Source organism: Porticoccus hydrocarbonoclasticus MCTG13d (assembly GCF_000744735.1).
GTDB lineage: Bacteria > Pseudomonadota > Gammaproteobacteria > Pseudomonadales > Porticoccaceae > Porticoccus > Porticoccus hydrocarbonoclasticus.
On the sequence record NZ_JQMM01000001.1, the window covers coordinates 2,021,386 to 2,036,707 of the forward strand.

16 protein-coding genes and 2 tRNA genes are annotated in these 15,322 nt (G+C 49.6%); 3 read left to right on the forward strand and 15 right to left on the reverse strand.

Features of this window, described 5'->3' with window-relative positions; all coding sequences use genetic code 11:
* Nucleotides 1-28 precede the first annotated feature (28 nt).
* Both U740_RS09625 and U740_RS09630 read right to left on the reverse strand, forming a co-directional pair.
* On the reverse strand, nt 29-1,129 hold the full coding sequence (locus tag U740_RS09625) for a histone deacetylase family protein (RefSeq protein WP_200877075.1): 1,101 nt from the start codon (nt 1,127-1,129) through the stop codon (nt 29-31).
* Nucleotides 1,130-1,177: 48 nt separating this feature from the next.
* The gene (locus tag U740_RS09630) at nt 1,178-1,708 is read right to left on the reverse strand and encodes a GNAT family N-acetyltransferase (RefSeq protein ID WP_200877076.1); all 531 of its coding nucleotides are present in this window, start codon (nt 1,706-1,708) and stop codon (nt 1,178-1,180) included.
* 393 nt (nt 1,709-2,101) lie between these two features.
* Here U740_RS09630 and U740_RS09635 point away from each other — a divergent pair, with 393 nt between their 5' ends.
* Nucleotides 2,102-3,376, forward strand: a complete 1,275-nt coding sequence (locus U740_RS09635) for an O-acetylhomoserine aminocarboxypropyltransferase/cysteine synthase family protein (protein ID WP_036860452.1) — start codon at nt 2,102-2,104, stop codon at nt 3,374-3,376.
* Nucleotides 3,377-3,464: 88 nt separating this feature from the next.
* Here U740_RS09635 and U740_RS09640 read toward each other — a convergent pair whose 3' ends face one another.
* From U740_RS09640 to U740_RS09660, 4 genes are all read right to left on the reverse strand, one after another.
* A complete protein-coding gene (locus tag U740_RS09640; RefSeq protein ID WP_036860454.1) occupies nt 3,465-4,430 on the reverse strand; it encodes a zinc-binding metallopeptidase family protein in 966 nt (321 codons plus the stop codon).
* A gap of 245 nt (nt 4,431-4,675) precedes the next feature.
* Nucleotides 4,676-7,366, reverse strand: coding sequence for an AMP-binding protein (locus U740_RS09645; protein ID WP_160172067.1), 2,691 nt, complete (start codon nt 7,364-7,366; stop codon nt 4,676-4,678).
* 38 nt (nt 7,367-7,404) lie between these two features.
* Nucleotides 7,405-8,151, reverse strand: a complete 747-nt coding sequence (locus U740_RS09655; RefSeq protein ID WP_200877077.1) for a class I SAM-dependent DNA methyltransferase — start codon at nt 8,149-8,151, stop codon at nt 7,405-7,407.
* Nucleotides 8,141-8,926, reverse strand: coding sequence for an iron-containing redox enzyme family protein (locus tag U740_RS09660; RefSeq protein ID WP_051921398.1), 786 nt, complete (start codon nt 8,924-8,926; stop codon nt 8,141-8,143). The genes U740_RS09655 and U740_RS09660 overlap by 11 nt, the downstream gene beginning before the upstream one ends.
* Before the next feature lie 474 nt (nt 8,927-9,400).
* On the opposite strand from U740_RS09660, the gene U740_RS09665 reads away from it, so the two are divergent.
* Entirely contained in the window at nt 9,401-10,669 is a 1,269-nt protein-coding gene (locus U740_RS09665) for a sensor domain-containing diguanylate cyclase (RefSeq protein WP_152556822.1), read from the forward strand.
* Between the two features lie 127 nt (nt 10,670-10,796).
* On the opposite strand, the gene U740_RS09670 is transcribed toward U740_RS09665, so the two are convergent.
* From U740_RS09670 to U740_RS12280, 6 genes are all read right to left on the reverse strand, one after another.
* Complete coding sequence (locus U740_RS09670; protein WP_036860458.1) at nt 10,797-11,144, reverse strand: VOC family protein; 348 nt, start codon at nt 11,142-11,144, stop codon at nt 10,797-10,799.
* A 72-nt stretch (nt 11,145-11,216) separates the two neighbouring features.
* Nucleotides 11,217-11,498: a hypothetical protein gene (locus U740_RS09675; protein ID WP_036860459.1), complete on the reverse strand. Its 282-nt coding sequence runs from the start codon at nt 11,496-11,498 to the stop codon at nt 11,217-11,219.
* A gap of 116 nt (nt 11,499-11,614) precedes the next feature.
* Entirely contained in the window at nt 11,615-12,280 is a 666-nt protein-coding gene (gene hxpB / locus U740_RS09680) for a hexitol phosphatase HxpB (protein WP_036860460.1), read from the reverse strand.
* 93 nt (nt 12,281-12,373) lie between these two features.
* On the reverse strand, nt 12,374-13,060 hold the full coding sequence (locus U740_RS09685) for a hypothetical protein (RefSeq protein WP_036860462.1): 687 nt from the start codon (nt 13,058-13,060) through the stop codon (nt 12,374-12,376).
* Nucleotides 13,061-13,172: 112 nt separating this feature from the next.
* The gene (locus U740_RS12150) at nt 13,173-13,532 is read right to left on the reverse strand and encodes a hypothetical protein (RefSeq protein WP_152556823.1); all 360 of its coding nucleotides are present in this window, start codon (nt 13,530-13,532) and stop codon (nt 13,173-13,175) included.
* 202 nt (nt 13,533-13,734) lie between these two features.
* Entirely contained in the window at nt 13,735-13,914 is a 180-nt protein-coding gene (locus tag U740_RS12280) for a hypothetical protein (protein ID WP_036860463.1), read from the reverse strand.
* Between U740_RS12280 and U740_RS12060 the strand changes: the two genes are divergently transcribed.
* On the forward strand, nt 13,879-14,076 hold the full coding sequence (locus tag U740_RS12060; RefSeq protein WP_327078602.1) for a tyrosine-type recombinase/integrase: 198 nt from the start codon (nt 13,879-13,881) through the stop codon (nt 14,074-14,076). The genes U740_RS12280 and U740_RS12060 overlap by 36 nt on opposite strands.
* A gap of 112 nt (nt 14,077-14,188) precedes the next feature.
* Here U740_RS12060 and U740_RS09695 read toward each other — a convergent pair.
* The 3 genes from U740_RS09695 to pgsA all read right to left on the reverse strand — a co-directional run bounded on the left by U740_RS09695 (nt 14,189) and on the right by pgsA (nt 15,307).
* Nucleotides 14,189-14,277, reverse strand: a tRNA-Leu gene (locus U740_RS09695).
* 261 nt (nt 14,278-14,538) lie between these two features.
* Nucleotides 14,539-14,612: transfer RNA gene (locus U740_RS09700), tRNA-Cys, on the reverse strand.
* A gap of 137 nt (nt 14,613-14,749) precedes the next feature.
* Nucleotides 14,750-15,307 carry a CDP-diacylglycerol--glycerol-3-phosphate 3-phosphatidyltransferase gene (gene pgsA, locus U740_RS09705; protein ID WP_036860465.1) on the reverse strand — a complete coding sequence of 186 codons (558 nt, stop codon included), beginning with the start codon at nt 15,305-15,307 and terminating at the stop codon, nt 14,750-14,752.
* Between the last annotated feature and the right edge of the window lie 15 nt (nt 15,308-15,322).

The window sequence follows — 15,322 nt, forward strand, 5'->3', positions numbered from 1 at the left end:
CCTATACTCGCTTATTCAAGCGCGGCTTTTAATCATCATCAATAAACGCCGTGCGATGGAATTCCGCCGCGTCCATCACTTCCTTCACACCACACTCCAGAATTTCTGGTGCATCACCTCCCGCCAGCACCTCCAGCACTGCGTGAACGCCGTGTGAAAGCGATGTCAGGTTGTAGCCGCCTTCCAGCACAAACACGAGCCTGCCATCACAGTGCCGGTCAGCAATATCCTGAACGATACGCGTGAGGACCTTGAAACCGTTATAGGTCAGGTTCATGGCCATATCGTTATGGTGCGGATCAAAGCCGGCGGAGACCAGCACCAGATCGGGTTTAAACCGCTCGGCGGCCGGACACAGGATTTCACGAAAGGCTTTCTCGACAGCAATATCGCCGGTGGTTTCCGGAAGCGGCACATTGATCGTATAGCCTTCACCGAGCCCGGCACCCACTTCATCGAGATGACCGGAACCCGGATAAAATGGCGCAGCACAATGGGTATCGAAGAACAGCACATCGGGATCCGCCCAGAATATATCCTGGGTGCCATTGCCGTGGTGTGCATCCCAGTCAATGATCAGAATGCGCTCGCAACCGAGCTTGGCCTGGGCATGGGCCGCCGCCACCGCAACATTATTCAACAGACAGAAACCCCTGGCTCGTACTGGCTCGGCGTGGTGGCCCGGAGGTCGCACCAGAGCGAAGGCACTTTGTGATTCCTTGTTGATCACGCTTTCCACTGCGGCGATGGCATTGCCGGCCGCCGCAGTGGCGGCTTCGATGCTGCCGGGTGAAACGGCGGTGGTGTCTCTGTCCAGCCAGGCGCTTTCCCCTGCCAGTGAGAATATATGATCAAGGTAGGAGGTCGTGTGCACACGGCTTAACTGTTCGTAGGTGGCAGTGGGACCTGACGTGAAGTGGATGCCCGGAATAGGGTTTTCATCAAGGTATCTCCTGATGGCAGTCAGCCGTCCGGGGTGTTCGGGATAGCTCCACTTGAAATCTAGCCCCTGCAAGATAGTCCTGACATGTTTCTCTACTCGACTGGGAACAAAAGGAAGATCGACTTGTGGGTCGTGACCCAACATTACCTCGTCAAAAAAAACATTTACCTTGCGATCACCTATCACTCAACTCCCCTCTGACTGTTCGAAACCGCCTGTTTACCAGTGGCGAAGTCATCGTCGTTTTGCCAGGGCTTCATGCACATCTTTTGTGAAGGCTGCAGCACGGATTCCCGTGGGTTTAAACCCAAGCTTGCTCCAAGTCACTGCCGCCTCTTTATTGGAAGCGGCGTATTCGAGAATCAGCTCATTAATGGCATGACTTTCCGCGAATGCCAGCAACTCTTTCAGTATGGCACTAAAAATACCAAGCTTGCGAAAATCTGGCTCTACCCAAACATCATCAATAATCCCGGACTTGAATTCAATGTCTCCGGACTGCTCCCAAATACCCTGATTGCGCCACACATATAAATAACCCATCCCCACCAATCTGCCATCGTCCGTTTCTGCCACAACGAGCCGCTTATTCGGATCCGAGAGGGATGAGCGCAGCGTCGCCATAAGTCGACTTCGCTCCGCTTTCTTAAGCGTATGAGGCGGCTCCCCCGCAACATGCAGTGCCAGTTTCGCAAGGAAGTCGACAAGTACAGGCACGTCGGCCTGCATCGCCTTGCGAATCGTGAAGTTATCGGAATTGTTCATGGTTACCATCATGTCCTCATGCTTCTCATACAAGTATAGAAACCCCCATCTAAGCTCAGCCACTCACCACAACGATGCCCATCGCAATAGCGTAGACAACCAGGATCAGCGTACTTTCAAAACCGATATGACCAATGCCATAGATCTATCGTAATGCCATCCCCAGCAGCGAGGCCAAAACCGATATTACTGGACGATAACATTCGCGGCCTCTAACGGCTGTGGCCATCTAACACACCCTCAACCCGGGAATACCGAGGACATTCCACACGACATTACTCACGGGCCCTGGCACTACAATAATGAACGATTCCGTTTATTGCTCCCTGTGTTCGCTTGTCATCCTGCCTGCCCGAGGTAACATGCATTCATTCGACGAAAAAGGACTCGCCCATGAAACCCGAAACCATTGCCCTGCACCACGGCTACGAGGCCGACAACCAACACGCGGTTGCTGTACCCATTCATCAAACAACTTCTTTCTCCTTCGACAATGCGCAACACGGTGCAGATTTATTTGACCTTAAAGTCGCCGGCAACATCTACTCACGCATGATGAACCCGACCTGTGCCGTCCTCGAACAGAGAGTCGCAGCGCTCGAGGGTGGCATCGGAGCTCTGGCAGTCGCCTCTGGCATGGCGGCTATCACCTACGCCATTCAGACAATCGCCGAAGCGGGTGACAACCTTGTCTCGATCAGCGAACTATACGGTGGCACTTACAACCTGCTCGCCCATACCCTGCCCCGCCAGGGCATTGAAACCCGTTTTGCCGATAAAGACGATTTTGCGGGTATCGAAGCCCTGATCGATGGGCGAACCAAGGCGCTTTTCTGCGAATCAATCGGCAACCCTTCGGGCAGTGTTGTGAATATAAGACGACTGGCTGACATCGCTCACGCTGCAGGTATTCCACTGGTCGTCGATAACACTGTAGCCACCCCCTTCCTGTGGCGACCGATTGAACAGGGTGCCGATATTGTCGTGCACTCAGCCACCAAATACATGGGTGGGCACGGCACCACGATGGGTGGTGTAATCGTTGATTCTGGCACTTTCCCCTGGGCTGACCAGCCTAAGCGCTTTGCACTGCTGAATGAGCCGGATGTGTCTTACCACGGTGTCAGCTACACCCGCGATGTAGGGGAAGCCGCCTTCATTACCCGGGCCCGGGTTGTACCCCTTCGGAATATGGGTGCGGTTCTGTCGGCTCAGGCCGCCTGGAACCTGCTACAGGGGCTTGAAACTCTGGCACTACGGATCGAGCGCGTGTGCGAAAACACCCAGAAAATAGCCGAATACCTGCAGAAGCACCCTCGAGTCAGTTGGGTCAACTATGCGGGTTTGCCTAACCATAAAGACCATGCACTGGCACAAAAGTACATGCATGGTAAAGCTTCGGGGATTCTCAGCTTTGGCATCGAGGGTGGCCGCGAAGCCGGGGCCCGCTTCTACGATGCCCTGTCGCTGATACTGCGGTTGGTGAACATCGGCGATGCAAAAAGCTGCGCCGCCATCCCGGCATCAACCACCCACCGTCAGTTGAATGACGACGAGCTGAAAGCGGCCGGTGTCAGCGCCGACATGGTTCGTCTGTCAATTGGTATCGAACACGTTGACGACCTGATGACAGACATCGACCAGGCACTCGGAAAGTCCGCAGGTTAGGTTAATACTGGCAACCTTTGAACAAACACACGCCGAGCAGGTTGGTGAAACCGGATGTCGCTACAACCTTCCCTCGCGATCGTTGCGATCAAAGGCCCTGGGCACCCCGTCGCAACCAGTTATGAACAAATGCCAGCTTGTAACGGGCATGATCCGACAACACAAACGGATAAATATCCGATAGGCCCATGGAACGATTAACGTGGTTGATGCCCACAGTAAGCGCTGCCGCGATCTGGATCAGCCGCTCGGCATCGGGCTCCGAATACGGGTCCCAGCCAGCGTGAGGTATCTGCGGCGATGACAGACTGGTGGCCACAAAGCTGTCGGCAATATCCGTCAGATGTAGCAGGTGTGCCACCGTTTCTGCCCAGTCTTCATGGGGGTGTGTGGAGGCGTAACTGGTCAGGTAGTGTTGCCTCCAGTTCGGTGGCGGGCCATTCTCGTAGTGGTATTGAAGCGCCCCGACATAGTCCACCCGCTCATCGCCAAACATGTTCCGGAATGCATCGAGAAAATCCTCGCGAAGACTCAGCCGCCACCAGAGCATGTGGGCAATCTCGTGACGCATGTGGCCGATCATGGTCCGATAAGGCTCTTCCAGCGCTTCACGACGGGTGGTAAGTAGTACGGGGTCCACCTCTGCCACACTGATGGTCACCACACCTTCAACGTGCCCCATCGCAACAGGGGTGGGGCCCTCAGCGAGCAAATGAAATACGGGCCGCGCCCCCGGATCTTCGGGACGAAACCAATGCCAGCGCCCCAGATTATCCAGCACCCACCGCTTGGCCGCCTCGGTTTGCGCCCAGTTGGGGACGGCATTGGCGATCGAAGGATCAGGTGCCAGCGCCGTCATGCTACAGGACCGGCAGAATGCCCCCTCGTTCGGCGCTATCCAGTTACAGCCTATTTTGTCCCGATTGGCACAGAAAGGTGGCATCGGCAGAAAGGCACGCGCCTGGGGATCATAGGCAACGGGGGTTCCATCAGCCGTGGCAAGGTTGTCGAACCAGAGAGAGCCGGCACCAACTGGATTGGCAAAAACACGCATTAGCAAGCTCCAGGGGAGATGTAAGTGACCGATGTAAGTCAACATCTTGAGCCATGGACCCGCTTGGCCACAAGCATAAGCCGAAAACCGGGATCATCACATCTTTCCTCTAAAAAAACGCCAGGGATCAACTTGAAGCAGTTTAAGGAAGTTGTACCTGCGATGTAATATCATTTCAACGTTCAGGATTTGAGTGAATTACACAGAGAGTAATGGCAGTTACTAGGTACGCCGTCCATTGCACCTTACTGAGACCGTATCTGGCCGCCTGGAAAGTTCATCACCACATTTTTTCTTTTTGCCACAATAAGATCATCATTTCTATCGGCAAAAATTGTGCGCGACAAGTACAGTTTCAATTCGCCACGATCCAGCAATCGCTGAAGGATCAAGTGTCCAATTTTATCATCGGCAAATTCGACTGCCACGCTGTTGATTCCCGAGACTGCGGCAATGATTCGCGCGTATTTACGGTCACGGGAGTTATCTGCAGCATAGCTTATTAGCACGCGTGTACCGGGGCTCCTGCGCCCTGCTCTCCAGATTGCAATTAACTTAACCAGATTTCTGAGCAGGTATCGTTTTTTTTGGAATCGGCCACTCACGCTAACAGCTATTTCGGCTTTTAAAGTAGATGCCGCCAGTAGAGCCGGGTAGCTCCCCGCACTGAAACCCAAAGTGCGAATATAGCCGTACTTACCGATCAAGTCCTGTGCGGTCAACCATTCGATAATTCCAGTGAGGCTATCCCTATTGTGGGGAATACCATACCGGTAACTTTCATTAAACGTTCCAGAGATAACCAACAGGTCATAATAAGCCGAGTTTGTATGCTGCATAAATACGGCGTTGGGCATCATCATATTGCGAACGCCACTGGGTGGGAAACAGATCAACAGGGTTTTTTCAGCCGGCGATCCCGGCCCCGAAAAATGGGCCACACTAGGCGCGACCCGGCGCCAAACAAAAGGTTCTGGCTGCTCTTTTCCGCTTCTCAGCATCAGGTTTTTTATTTCCTCCAGCCAATAAAAAGCAGTTATTTTGAGCTTTTTAGCTACCCCTGTCGGCACAAGTTGGCCGCTAGTGTGCCATTCATACAAGTGTTCCACTTCTGTCGGCGTCAATCGGTTTTCCAACGTGTTGAGCGCCTTGTTCAATTGCACAGATGTGTGGCAGAAACTGATAATACGTTGGAAAAAACGTACTACGTAGGGAGGAATGTTCGATGAAGTTTCAGTATCACCTGATCCGTTTGACGAATAAACAATAGCGTCTTCCAGTTCGTGTTGTCGTTGCGATAAAACATGAGAGACTATGTTTCCGAGATAGCGATATGTAGCATACTCTCGCGGTGTAATGATCGTATCGTACTCAGTTTCCAGTGCGATCAAGAATTCCATGCGCGACAGTGAATCCATTCCGATGTCTTGAAAAGCGATATCCGTGTCACCATTTTTAAACGCTGTGATCAATGAGTCCTTTAAGCGGCTTTTAATACGTGGACCCAATAGATCAAAAATATCACCTCGTATTTGATCGCTCCTTATTTGCAGATCCATCGCTTCCCGACGAGATATTTTTCCAGAGGCGTTGGTCGGAATCTTGTCGACGATGATGTACTGTCTTGGGCTACGAACACCGACCTGCCTCTTTACAAACTTTTTTAACGTGGGCAGTTTTTGTTTTACGTTCTTGGTAAAAACAACCAATGCCACTGGAATATTACCGTGCACAGGGGATTTTTTTGGTAGTACGGCAGTATCAGCAACCCCCGGGAAGCTTCGAATGACCGATTCGATATCCTGGGGATAGATATTCATGCTGTTAAACACAAACATATCGTCAATGCGGCCACGCAGATGAATACGCTGTTGGCTGTCCAGATAACCGATATCGCCCGTAAAAAACCAGCCATCCGCTAACCGGGCCACTGTCAGGTCGGGGTTGCCCAGATACCCGCGAAACATACCTTCACAGCGAATAGCCAGTTCTCCATGTTCGCCTGTTTTGAGGGGTTTTCTCTCTGGTGAAACCACGCATATTTCAATTCCGGGCAATGGTTTGCCGACACTTTCGCCAGCGTTGAAATCGTTTGGATCAGTAAACGCAATGGCGCCTGTTTCGGTGGTACCGTAGCCAGCTTGTAGATTCCCAGTGATGTGGTCACGCAGTTGCTGCCTGAGTGCCAGGGGAACATGTGAGCCGCCGAGCTTCAAGCGAATGCTCGCTAGCTTGTTGGTGTCAGGCACGCCCAATAACTCCTGTGCCTGAAAAGCTGATATGTGCACAACGTTAACGTTCAGCCGTTCACATTGGGTAACCAGCGATTCGCGCTCAGTACCCAAAAATACATTAGTTGCGCCTGCTGCTACGCAATACAGGCGGTGACGCTTGGCAAAATTGTGATCCATGGAGGCCAGACAGACGAAGCGTTCCTGTTTGGAGTCGACGTGGCGGTGAGCTTGCGCTACGAGATCGCTGTCACGATGAATCACCAACTTGGGCTCACCCGTTGTACCCGAGGTGGAAAACAAAAGGAGTGCTTCAGGAACAGGAACATGCGCTTCGATTGCCCCGGCGTATCTATCCGGTGCCATTGGATCTACCGCCATACTCTCATCAACTACATGAGTAGCGCCGCATCGACTGATGATGGTCTTTTGCGTCTCACCTGATTCGTGCGAGGGAATTGTGAAAGATGTCGCGCCGATATGAGTAGCGGCAAGACATAGAAGTAAATGTCTTATGTCTTCGGCGCACTGGATCCCGATAGTAGAATTGCCCGAAATGCCCGCATTGTTAAATTCGGTTATCTGTGCACATACAAGTTGGGCGAGCTGGGCATAAGACAGGGTGTATCTCGGAGTTACAACCGCATCATGATCGGGGTGATTGTCCGCGTAATAAAAGAGTCGCCCAATCAATGATGCAGGCATTTGCGTTGCCATTGTATTGAACTGTGGGGCGACAACCATCATTTTGAGATTGTAAACAACAGGTGCAATGGCTCATTCAACAGCGGTGAAAAAAACGCTTTGTCTATTGCTACCAACTCAGGCGTTACGGTTAACTCCTTCACCTCGGGCATGCTGGAAAAACCCGCACGTCGTAAACAATCAAAATAATTTCCAAACGTTTTGTGTACGCACTGCACGGGCAGGGGCTCCCCGCTACGTTTCCAGATTTCCCCCTCAAATTTTTGGTTTACATCTGCAAAGTAGTTCTTCCCCCTGGAGCCAAAGTAAAACGGCGGCGTCTGACTACCATGTATAAAGGGAAAGAACGGATGGGGTACGCTAAATATAAATTGGCCCTGGGGATGCAAGGCATCATAGACCATTGAAAACACGCGCTGCATTTCTTCAACCCGAAGATAGTTAAACAAGAACACGGCTATACAAAGATCGAACTGTCGATCGGGGTTGAACTCAACTACATTGCAGGCCCGGTACTCAATGCCATATTGATCTTTTGCTTCCTGCGCCTGAGCAGCTTTAACCATCTGCTCGGACAGATCCACACCCAGATAGTCACCAGCACCTCGACGTTTCAGCTCCCGCGCGCAATAGCCTTCGCCGCAGCCAATGTCCAGTACAGAACGAGCATTCAACTCACCACAAGCCTCAAAAACCAGAGGGCGTGCGGTAAAATCAGACAGTGAACTTGGTGTTAATCGCAGCCACTTATCGGCATTGTCGTTGTAGATCTCTTCAGTATTCAAAGGCAGATAACTTCTCAATAGATGGCGAGGTTGAGACGGGAAAACCATGGGCACGCTCCAGCATCTTGTCCCAAAAGGCGACCCGCATATCAATGGCTTTTCTGGTGCCATATTCAATTTGTTCACACGCTGTAGGGCTCTGAGCCAACTCTTCAGCAATCAATAACAACTTAGCAGCGTGCTGATCGTCACATTTACTGTGCAAATCAAAGAACACCCGTTGTGTCATTGTCAGGTGGGAATGAGCATCAAGTCCTTCCAGAATCTGGTCGTAAATGCGGGACACGATAAGTTCAGTGCCAATACCAATAGCACCTATGCCAGCACACGCGTTAACTTGACAGATTTGCAAAAACTGTCGACTCCACGACAGGCTTGTTTGGCTCGGCTGCGTAGTTTTAAGGTAATTGGCATCAATTCCCAAAGCCTCCTGGAAACGGCGATACAAGCTGGCATGTGGTTGTCCGATGACACCAGCCAACACATCTGGCGGCAGATCTAAATCGTGATTGTTGCCCTGTTCTTCGGCCAGGTTACACAACAGAATTTGCTTGTGTTCGGCGTTACTGAGGTTTTGAATTACTGCCGATACATAGCGAATAAAAGCAGTGCTATAAAAGCCGTACTGAAAAGCAAAGTCTTTAAACGCCAGATCAACGTTTGGGAGATCCCCCTCACGCAACGCGCACAAATAGGGATGATTTACCGCAGCAGAACCCAATGCTTCAGCACTTATATATTGAATAAAAGCACCCGGAGAATGATATCTATTCATTGATTAACTATATAATTTGAGAACTTGAGCCACCAGTTTTTTCCAAAAAACCTACAGCGGCGTTCCAATTATCATCATTTATCGGCAGCAAGCGCAAGACAATAGGCTTGCAGTGTCGTCCTAACTTACCCCGTTGCAACATGACAACAGAAACATAGTAGACTGAATCTCACCACACTCCTCACCGACCTATGCTTTATTTCAAGCGAAGTAACGCATAGGGGCTGTCGGAGGTTATAGTCCACATACTGTCCCTCCTGACCTGATAAAAACGGGACATTCCAAGGGCGACCCGGCCGCTCATAGGCCATATCCACACAGTATCTTTACAACCCCGGTAGAAAACCGCAGGGTCGGGCCACCAACAGACGAAGCACTTTGTTCCTGTACTTTTGCTCTGTATCCTGATCGAATGACAAAATTCGCCTGGAACCAACCCTACAGAGTTGGATTTTGGACAACCGGGACCGGAACTTGAAACCACTGACAGACGACAAAACGATAGAAACCATACTCTGGACCGCCCTGTTCGAGCAATCCGGAGATGCCATGGTGGTATTCAGGCAAGATGGCAGTGTGTATCGGGCCAACCAGCGTTATGTCGATATGCTTGGCTATTCCCCCGAAGAGTTGAGCCGCCTTCACGTGTGGGACTGGGATATCCATTTCAGCAAACAGAAACTCAAGGAAATGCTGCTGGCCGCTGATAATACCAGTGCGCATTTTGATACCCAGCACCGCCGCAAGGACGGCACTATTACGGATGCAGAGGTCAGTACCAATGGCGCCCTCTATAAGGGCGAAAAGCTGATTTTCTGCATTGTCAGGGACACCACGGAACGCAAATACACCGAGGAGCGGCTTCGACAGAATAAAGAATTGCTTGAGCGGGTCGCCGCCCAGGTACCCGGCGCACTGTACCAATACCGTATGGCCCCGGATGGTACGCGCAGCTTCCCCTATTTCAGTGAGGGGCTCGCCGAACTGGGCGGTCTGAAGCACGAGGAATTGTCCGGTACAGACGAGGACAACATCATGTCCCGCATTCTTCCTGAGGATGCCGCCGATATCGAGAGTAAAGCCCAGGTATCTGCACAAAACCTGTCGCATTACCATGCAGAGTTCCGCATCCGACATAATGATGGCTCTATTCGCTGGATCGAGTGCCGCGCCGCACCGGAGAAGGAAGCGGACGGCTCTATTATCTGGACTGGAATACTTCTGGATATTACTCAACGCATCCAGGCCGAAGAGCAGGTACGAATTATGGCCATTACAGACGGCCTCACCGGCATTAATAACCGGCAGGAGTTCGACCGCCTGCTGGAACACGAAATAGAACGTGCCAACCGCTACCATACCCCGCTTTCACTGCTCATGTATGACCTCGATCACTTCAAGCAGGTCAACGATCGTTTCGGCCACAATACCGGTGACACGGCATTGAAAACAGTTACCAGCCTGGTCAACGACAACATCCGCAACATTGATATCCATGGGCGCTGGGGTGGCGAGGAGTTTATGGTATTGCTGCCGCAAACCGGGTTAAACACGGCGAAAGACGTCGCCGAAAAGTTACGACAAACCATTGCCAGCCATCAATTCAACAAGCTCGGCAGCATCACTGCCAGTTTCGGGGTGGTAGAGTTTGCCCCCCATGAGAAGGCGAAATCCTTAGCCCAACGGGTTGATGAAGCACTCTATCGGGCAAAAGAGCTTGGCAGAAACCGGGTTGAGGTGTAGTGAAAATTGGGGAAAATACAAACGTAGCCCAGAAGAACGACTTCATTCGTGCATTATCCCAACAACTACCTTTGCGGCACATTCTATAAAAGTTGAAAAGTTGTATCTGACCCTACTTATTTCTTTATCACTCTGACCAGACGGCATACTCATTACCACTTGGATCGCTGAAATGAAATCTGCGACCACCGGGGAAGCTAAAAATTGATTTCACGATTTTACCCCCGGCTTGCTCCACTCTATTAAGAGACGCCTCAAGGTCAGAACTGTAAAGAACAACAAGGGCACTACCCTTCCCAACCTCAGCCACTAGAGGTGATCGGTAAAAACCCCCATCAAGACCGGCATTCTGGATCGCAGCATAGTCAGGACCATAATCTACGAATTGCCACCCGAAAGCATCCGAGAAGAACTTCTTTGTGCCTTCGAGGTTACTCGCCGGCAATTCGATATAGTTGATCTTTTCAGATGTCACAGTTCATCTCGTAGTCTTATAACGCTCAGATCAAGTGCGCCAGAGGCGTCACCTGAATAGGTATCGCAAATATCACGATAAAAACCCGACAACAATATAGAAAAGCATATTGCCAACAGCCAGAATTAATATGACGAGAAACAACCGCGCCATAACTTTTACAATAATATGCCTTTGCTTCGCAAGAGTTCCAAATGACTCAGTCAATATAAATAATAGCAATGCAATGTGTGCAGCAACCCCACTTGATAGATACAAGAAATTAATTTCTAAACTAGATCCAATAGCAGTTAGTGCCAATGCACATAAAAATACTGCTAAAAGAATCGGTCGTGCTCGTATCAATGCTTCCATCTAAAATACCTAATGCTCTGATAAACGGCGAGCGTTAGCGAGTCCAGTGCAGGCCGCTTTTGGGCCGAAACGGTGTTTGAGCAGTTTGTTAAATGGAGTCTTGGCACAATACATAGCTATACACCATTTGTTATTTTTTCTAAGTGAAAATCGGTGAAGTCTGATAACCGCCTAAGTTTTATATGTGATATTTCGTATTTTTTATCTGTAAAATCTGACCGTGGTAGAATCGCGACAGTTTTAATATTTGCCTTACTCGCAGAGATAATCCCAGATAGGGAGTCTTCGAATGCAATGCATTTTGACGGATCAACTTTTAATTTTTTTGCAGTGGCCAAATATACTGCTGGATGGGGCTTTCCTTCGATTTCATGCTCCGAAGAGGATATGCTGTGAAAATATTTAGAGATACCTAGCTTGTTTAGAACTACAGGAATCAATCTAGAAGGCGCGTTAGTTGACAGGCCTATTTTAAATTTTTTCTTTTGAAAAAAACTTAAAACCTCTTCCACTCCTTCCATAGGCTGACCCTTTTCAGAAATAAGTGTTGCTACGCGGTTAACCACTTCATTTTCGACTTGCTCTAAACTTTTACCTGACCAAGGAAAATGGCCATACCAAAATTCAGTTACCTCTCGGGTAGTCATGGAAGCGGTATTAGCAGACAGTTCCTCACTTACTTCAACTCCGACAGAGGAGAAAACTTGCTTCTCTGCCTCTTTCCACATGGGTTCTGAATCAATAAGAGTTCCATCCATGTCAAAAATTACTGCTTGCATCATATTGATTCCATTTAACGCCCGCCTTTGGGGCAGGCAAAATTAGCGCAGCGTTTTTGACTGTCCCAGCCCCGCAGGGGTGACAACAGGCCCTTGTTAGCTTTCACACGCCAACTCCCATTGTTTAAATTTATTGCCTATAAATTCTTTTACGCCGCTAGCGACATGAATGTCTTGAGATTTTACTTTGTAGTCGAAATAGAGATCTTTGTAGCGTAGGTCTTGGGTACAATCGTAGTTTTCCGGTTTTTTGCCAGAACAGTAGCCAAAATACCAATCTCTAGGGCGCTCTTTATCTTTGCCTCCCGGCACAGTACGAGCTAGATGCCACCATGTATCAATGAAACGTTTATCCCCCAGTTCATATAAACCTAAAATTGCATTGTAAATATGATGGGGCTGTTTTTCGGTACTAGCAAGATTCCATGCTTTCTCGGCCATACCATCAGGACTTCCTATTTGGCTTTGAGCCCAAATAATACCTGTGATGTCATGTGCAAGATCTACGTTGTATTGGTTTATATGGCTTTTCGTATACCCTTCAACAGACTCCGATATTTCGCCTGCTGAAAGAATGTAAAGGCCTCCAGCAGCATCTTCATCAAGTCCGCTTACGAACCAGAGATACGGTATATTTACACTTAACTCGTATTCTTTAGGAATACATAGCTTTGTGTCACCCACCTCTACAACACTGTGAGTTCGCATGCTCTCCGAAGTGCACTTTACAAGCAGTAGAAGAACAGGGATAGCGATGATGGTTAGTAATATTTTCTTGATCATTCTAAGAAGCTAACGCCCGCAGCAGCGGACATTTTGCAGTGAGTTGGTTTGTGCTAGCGTAGCGTAAAGCACAAACCGGCGAACGGAAAAATGTTCCGACTGACTGCGCTTGTTATAACTTTGGTTGGCCAACGAAAACACGATAGAAAACCCCCGATGCAGCACCCCAAAGCGTGCCAGCTATTAAAAAAATATAAGGTAGCCCAAATATTGCTAAGACAAATAATCCCAGTAAACCACCAATGATACCGACTACAGGCACTGTAAAAATGTTGCGTTTAACTAGCTGTGGCTGAATAAATAGCCCAGATAACAATGACAGCACTAGCGCTACTGGAAACCCTAGCGCAACCACAGCAAATGAGATATCGCTGGTATCTTTTGGATAAAACCCATTATTTAGATACCCAGTTAAAACAGCAAGAATGCCTCCCGCTAATGGTGCCAAAACTATTGCAATTTCTCGATTCATTTTGAGTTATAACATTTGTATATCGCGCACGCGCGCTTTGCCAAAGCTGATATTCGGCACTTTTTGATAACGGATTGATAAAGAATAGAAAATTGAGGCATATCCGATTCCTTTCAGAATAAAGCGAGTTTTTCCTATTATCTAAAATAATAGGACCTCATTATTTTTTCTCGCTAACCTGTAACAACCTGTTTTATTTATATTATTTTTTTCGGTTGGCATGATAACGCGCATCAACTGAGTATAAACCGAGAGTGGAATTTGACAACATCCTGTCACCGGGGTCATTTGCCGCCATCACCTCCACCAAACCGTAATCCGAAAAGCGCTGAAGCAAGCGGTTAACATCGAAGACACCATTAACAAAAAGGTCAATTGCCATACGTTTCGGCACTCTATCGCCACCCACCTTCTTAAATCAGGTACGGATCTTCGAACGATCCAGGAGCTCCTTGGACACAATGACTTAAAAACCACTCAGATATATACACATGTATTGGGCCAACATTACGCTGGAACTTCAAACCCATTGGACCGGCTGTAGCACATCAGCCAATGATGCACGCGCCCGTCTACTATGTGTCTACTTTTGAAAAATAAAGGAGAATCATGAGTCTCTCCAGCACAGAAAAGTTTGGATAACTTATTGATTTTAATGGTGCCCGGAGCCGGGGTCGAACCGGCACGGAGGTTACCCTCCGAGGGATTTTAAGTCCCTTGCGTCTACCAATTTCGCCATCCGGGCATGTTCGGGGATGGGCTTTATTGCTGATGTTGTCTGAAGGTTGCCAGCACGTTGTGCTGGTCCTTGCGGTCGCTCTCGGCTCCTGCCTTTCGCGACACTCGAGCATCCTGCTCATCGTCTACCAATTTCGCCATCCGGGCATGTTCGGGGATGGGCTTGTTCCGGCTGTTACTGCTTTCGGTTACGCAATTGACGATTGATGGTCTGGAGGATTATCGGGCTGGACAATCAAACGGCGGTGTTGCGTTTAACGGTTAAAAATGGAGGCGCGGGTCGGAATCGAACCGGCGTTAACGGAGTTGCAGTCCGCTGCATGACCACTCTGCCACCGCGCCTTTTGGATGCGGGATTGTACCCGACGGGATTTTCAAAGAACAGTAAAGAAGGCGGGTATTCTATGGATTGATCGTCGAGAAGCAACCTCTTTTTCGCTGTGCGGGAAATTACGCCAGTGTTGGATCACCACTCACCCTCAGGAGACTTTCGACAATTCAGGCCAGGCTGCTTTGAGATAGATCAGCATGGACCACAGGGTCAGCAGTGCCGCCACGTACAACAGGGCGATGCCCATCAGATCCAGCTTCGGGTACAGCACCGGATTAATCGCCAGCAATATGGCAATGGCGATCATTTGCAGGGTCGTTTTCACTTTCCCCATGTAGGACACGGCAACGCTGGTGCGGTTACCCAGTTCCGCCATCCACTCACGCAGTGCAGAAATCACGATTTCACGGCCTATTATCACCAGGGTGGGCAGTGCAAATAGCACATTGGCGTGGGATTCCAGCAGCATGATCAGGGCCGAGGCCACAATCAGTTTGTCCGCCACAGGATCGAGAAACGCGCCGAATGGAGTGAATTGATCAAGCTTTCTGGCCAGATAGCCATCGAGCCAGTCGGTACCGGCGGCGATACCAAAAATGGCGGCGCTGGCTAGGTGGCGACCTTCCCAGGGCAGGTAGTACACACCGATAAAAATAGGGATAAGCGCGATACGTAACAGGGTGAGGATATTCGGGAGATTCCACATGATAGGTTTTACTGC

Bases quoted from the DNA above. Each gene is read 5' to 3' on its own strand.
- U740_RS09630 (WP_200877076.1), bottom strand. From the start codon at position 1,708: ATGAACAATTCCGATAACTTCACGATTCGCAAGGCGATGCAGGCCGAC.
- U740_RS09635 (WP_036860452.1), top strand. From the start codon at position 2,102: ATGAAACCCGAAACCATTGCCCTGCACCACGGCTACGAGGCCGACAAC.
- U740_RS09640 (WP_036860454.1), bottom strand. From the start codon at position 4,430: ATGCGTGTTTTTGCCAATCCAGTTGGTGCCGGCTCTCTCTGGTTCGAC.
- U740_RS09645 (WP_160172067.1), bottom strand. From the start codon at position 7,366: ATGCCTGCATCATTGATTGGGCGACTCTTTTATTACGCGGACAATCAC.
- U740_RS09660 (WP_051921398.1), bottom strand. From the start codon at position 8,926: ATGAATAGATATCATTCTCCGGGTGCTTTTATTCAATATATAAGTGCT.
- U740_RS09675 (WP_036860459.1), bottom strand. From the start codon at position 11,498: ATGGAAGCATTGATACGAGCACGACCGATTCTTTTAGCAGTATTTTTA.
- hxpB (WP_036860460.1), bottom strand. From the start codon at position 12,280: ATGATGCAAGCAGTAATTTTTGACATGGATGGAACTCTTATTGATTCA.
- U740_RS09685 (WP_036860462.1), bottom strand. From the start codon at position 13,060: ATGATCAAGAAAATATTACTAACCATCATCGCTATCCCTGTTCTTCTA.
- U740_RS12150 (WP_152556823.1), bottom strand. From the start codon at position 13,532: ATGAATCGAGAAATTGCAATAGTTTTGGCACCATTAGCGGGAGGCATT.
- U740_RS12280 (WP_036860463.1), bottom strand. From the start codon at position 13,914: ATGGCAATTGACCTTTTTGTTAATGGTGTCTTCGATGTTAACCGCTTG.
- pgsA (WP_036860465.1), bottom strand. From the start codon at position 15,307: ATGTGGAATCTCCCGAATATCCTCACCCTGTTACGTATCGCGCTTATC.